This window comes from Okeania sp. SIO2F4 (assembly GCF_010672385.1).
Lineage (GTDB): Bacteria > Cyanobacteriota > Cyanobacteriia > Cyanobacteriales > Microcoleaceae > Trichodesmium.
This window is the reverse complement of sequence record NZ_JAAHGT010001056.1, coordinates 1-3,179: the sequence shown is the minus strand read 5'-3', so window position 1 is coordinate 3,179 and position 3,179 is coordinate 1. Positions and strand designations below refer to the sequence as shown.

At 33.7% G+C, this 3,179-nt stretch carries 1 protein-coding gene; it reads left to right on the top strand.

The window, feature by feature from the left end; genetic code table 11:
• Positions 1–2,289: 2,289 nt before the first annotated feature.
• Positions 2,290–2,955 carry an HAS-barrel domain-containing protein gene (locus F6K22_RS36975; RefSeq protein WP_293109722.1) on the top strand — a complete coding sequence of 222 codons (666 nt, stop codon included), beginning with the start codon at positions 2,290–2,292 and terminating at the stop codon, positions 2,953–2,955.
• Positions 2,956–3,179 lie beyond the last annotated feature (224 nt).

Below are 3,179 nucleotides of genomic sequence, written 5' to 3'. Positions count from 1 at the left end.
TAATGATTTTTACTGATATGATTCAGGAATTTCATAACTAAAATTAGCAATGCTTAAATTATAGCGGTTTTCACAAAGGTAGACTACAGAGAAAAACAGGTATGTTTGAAGTTTAATAAGTTACAGACCTGACAGTTATATTCTATTTTAATGAAAACCGTTATAAGTTATGAAGTCAGCGAAAAGATTAGTATTTTTGACCGAAAAATTGTGGTCTCAAGCCTCCCCTTTTAAGAGGATAAAAAGCGGTCCTTGGATGGCGAGGCTTCCCGAAGAGTGCAGAGCCGCTCCGAAGTTCGCCATCTCTAATCTCCCCTTGAGAAAATAGAATATTCCGTATTGCAATCCCGAAGCTTCAGCTAGGGGTACTGATAACTGATAACTGATAACTGGTAACTGATAACTGATAACTGAAATGACTCCTGCATTTCTACCCTCTAATAAAAAATTGGGAAAAAATTGACTACAAAATTCTACCAGTCAGGAGTCGGAATAAGGGAAGTTCAATAATTAATAATTAACAATTAATAATTAATAATTACCTATTCTTAAAACAGATAGGATTGGTTAAAAGAAAAATTTTTTCTTCTCTTGGTCGATTGAATATGGCATTTAGCGCTCCGCACAACGCGCGTTTTTCATGTCGCGTTTGCGCAATTATTCCGTAGGAAAGCGAAACGCGGAGCGACTTAAATTGTTGAGCGACTTATGAGGGAAACCTCGCCATCCCACCCTAGGTCATGCTGCGCTTGCCGACCGCTTTTTCTCCCATATAATATAGGAATATAGGAGAAGCTTTAAACCTTAGTTTTTCGGTAAGGCTTCTAAGTATCTAGTGTCTAATTGTATAAGTTAATCTATTTATTAGACGGATGAAAAAAGCCTAAATTTGCCTAAATTCAAAGGACGTCAACTCAAAAATAATATTACTAATTTTTGCAACTAGACACTAGATTATTTTATTATTTTGGAAATTTCCAATATATATTTTGTATATTAAGTAGTCATGCAAAATTAATTACACATACTCTAAAACTGAAAAGCAGATCTTGTAATTTTTACAAAGAATCAAATTAGGTAATTAATTTTGCCTAGGCAATTACCACCTATTGCAGTTTTTTTGGAGACAAGAAATGAGACTTGATTTAGGCGGGAGTATCTTACTTCTCAGTTTGATAGAAATGAAAAAAAATCCTATTATTTGTAAAATTGTTTGACCTTGGTTGTGTAGATATTATTCTGCAAGTTTACTAAACACCTAAACAAAATTGTTTACCGAAAAATCAAGGTATAGCAATGTGCCCTGGCATATTTACACATTATTTTTTGTACACCTTTTCGCTTACTGCACTTTGAGCTGGACATTGTAAATACCTGAGCGCTCATTGCTATATAAAACCTCTCCATTCATGGAGAAAAAAGAAAAAAAATTCTTTTTAGCCAATCCTATCTGTTATAAGAAGAGGTAATTATTAATTATTAATTGTTAATTATTAATTATTTAACCACCCTAATTTGATCTGAAGCATACAGTATAAGGGATTCAGTCTGAAAAAATGTGTAATTAATTTTCTGTACCTGCTTATAATAGTAATCAGGAATAATTTATGACAATTTGAATCTTCTCTCTTCCTTGTTTCCTCAAAATCTAGAGTATCTTATAACTTAAATAAGTAACTATGCAAAATTAATTACACATCCTGCCAATCCTCTGTTGCCTTTTACTTCTTGCATGAGTGCCTGTCTAAATTAGGAAATTTATTTTAGACGACTACTTAATATTGCTAATATTGCTATTTGTACTGGTTCTATTATTAATTAGTTAAAGTATTTTTTGAGATTCCCTATTCCTACTTTTCTGTTACCTATCAGCTACAATATTCAACTTGTTTATCTCAGCGATTTTAGCGACTATTATAATAGCAATTATCAATTATTTGTCAAAATAAATGTAAGCATTCAGCTAGCTCGCGGTCAGCATTCAGCAAATAATGAATAATTCCTGATCTGGTTAAAAGAGTATACTTTAGTCGTGACTTTTAATTCTCTTATGCGACTAATTTCTCCTTCATCTGAGTAATATAATAAGCTGCGGGACTTATAGCTGACGGCTGATAGCTGACGGCTGAATGCTTACAAATAAATTAACCCTGTGAAAACTAATCCAGCTAATTTTTATTATGATTAATATTGGAATGCTAGAGAAGGAAATAGGGCACTGGGAAAAAATCCTCAAATTCTTTTTCCTCATTTAGAGCAATAATTTAACTTTTAACTTTAATCATAATTATGCGTCTTCCTTTACCACAGTTTGCTAATACAAATCGCCAGAATAATTACATAGCTGAAGTGATAGAAACAGCAACTACAGAATTTTTAGCTCAATGTTTAGAACCAGAAGAGTTAGATTTTCCTATGATGCCTGCTTTTGGTACTTGGGTAAAGTCTCAAGATGAACAATCAGGAAATATGATTTATGGGGTGGTTTATTATGCTACTACTTTACCTATTGACTCGGTACATAGAGCTAGAGCTTTGGGAATGTCTCTGTCTGAATTACGGGAGCAACAACCACAAATTTTTGCTATGTTAAAGACAGAATTTAGAGGAGCAATAGTGGGTTTTTCTTCTCCAGAAAATTTGAATGGTTCTAAGGGAGAAAATGGCAGAATTTATCAATATATTCCACCTCGTCCGCCTCAAATTCATCAAGCAGTTTATTTATGTGAACCAGAGGAAATAATTAGGTTTAGTGAAAAGTTAGATTTCTTGCGGACATTATTACAGTTAAGTAATGCTCCTGTTGATGCTTTAGTTGCAGCTACTATTCGGGAAATTTATCAACTCAGAAAAGCGGATCGTGATTGGTTAGTTCAAGCAGGCAGAAATATGAGTGTTTTATTGAGAGATGATTATGACCGTTTAAAAATAATTTTAGGGCAAATACATCCTTAAGAGTTGATTTATCCATTCAATAATTAATAATTATTAATTATTAATTATTACCTCTTCTTAAAAACGGATAGGATTGGTTAAAAAGGAAATTTTTTTCTTCTCTTGGTCGATTGGAGGCAAGCGTTTGCGCTTCGCAAAGCTTCACTTTACATGTTGCGGAGCAAAACGCGTAGCGTCCCGGAGGGAACGGAGACCTCGCCATCCCATCCTAACGGACTGCGAGA

Coding starts and splice junctions, on each gene's coding strand:
- F6K22_RS36975 (WP_293109722.1), top strand. CDS start 2,290: ATGCGTCTTCCTTTACCACAGTTTGCTAATACAAATCGCCAGAATAAT.